This is a genomic window from Paenibacillus luteus (assembly GCF_006542765.1).
Lineage (GTDB): Bacteria > Bacillota > Bacilli > Paenibacillales > Paenibacillaceae > Pristimantibacillus > Pristimantibacillus luteus.
This window is the reverse complement of sequence record NZ_SKCD01000069.1, coordinates 1-1,310: the sequence shown is the minus strand read 5'-3', so window position 1 is coordinate 1,310 and position 1,310 is coordinate 1. Positions and strand designations below refer to the sequence as shown.

At 43.8% G+C, this 1,310-nt stretch carries 1 protein-coding gene; it reads left to right on the top strand.

What is annotated here, in order from left to right:
• Positions 1–109: 109 nt before the first annotated feature.
• The coding region (locus tag E0496_RS31890) for an IS4 family transposase (RefSeq protein WP_141505991.1) at positions 110–1,310 on the top strand (1,201 nt) is incomplete at its 3' end.

The window sequence follows — 1,310 nt, the reverse complement described above, 5'->3', positions numbered from 1 at the left end:
AATTTACTTAAAATGGAATTTTAGTAGGTTTTTTACTGGATAAACGCAAAAAAACTCCTATTGTAGAGAAAGTAGGCTGGTTACCCACTACTCTACAAAAGGAGAATCCGTGGGTATTAGTATAAATAAAAAATCTGTTTTACGCAAGGTCCTAGATCAGTTGGATATACACTTGCTTCGTTGTCCGTTTGCCGATCATTATACGAAAAAACTTACCGTTGGAGCAGCCATTACTTTGTTTGTGGAGGCAAACCTCCAGCAGCGGAAATCGCTCATCAATATTGCTTTGAACTTAGAGGCAAATAAGGATCTGCAGGAGTATGTCGGTTTCTCCAGCATCGACCCGTCAAACTTGAATCGAAAACTCAAAACCATTCCACTTGCCTATCTGGAATATTTGTTTGCTCATTTTTCCAAAGAAATTCTTAGACGAAAACGAGGAGCAAAAGGAATTGCTACTTTTGGAAAGCTGAGTCCCGTGGATTCCACTACGATTCGACTCCCTACCGTTTTCGGAGACTGGGCTCGGTTTCAACGGCATAAAAATGGTGTGAAAATCCATACCCAATTGCTTTCACTCGAGGCTAACTTTCATATGCCCGAAGAGATGGTGCTCTCCACAGTGGGGGTTTCGGACATGAGTGTGGTCAGACGTTTAGTCTCCCGGAAAGATACCACGTATATTTTTGATCGTGGCTATGTCAGCTACGGTGATTATCGGCACTGGGTCAATGAAGCGGTTTTGTTCGTCGCTCGTTTGAAAGTGAGGACGCAGTATACGGTGCTGCACAAACGTGAAGTACCGGCTGGGACTCGTATCGTGAGCGATATGGATATTGAGCTGCTGGATAAAAAAGCGAAAACAACCTTTCAAGCACGTCTAGTCCAGTTTTATGACGAAAAGAAAACACGCTACGAAATCATCACGAATCGGACGGATCTCACCGCAGAAGAGATTGGTGAGATTTATCGCTGTCGCTGGCAAATTGAGCTTTTCTTTAAATGGATGAAGCAACACCTAAAAACGACCACTTTTTACAACTTTGATCCTCATGCCGTTTGGGTCCAACTCTACTTAGCGCTACTCAGTTACCAATTATGCTGTCTTTTGCATTTGGAGAACGAGGAGAAAGACACCCTTTGGAATTTCTTACGCAAGCTAAGGTACTACGCGCATTGGGAATGGGGAGCTTTTTGTAGGCGACAGGGACGAACGTCGGATAGGACATCTAAGGGAAGAAGGAAGGTGGAAGGAACAAAACCACCACCGTCTCCTCTTCCCAAAGGAATGAAACGTGTTGCCGTAAAGA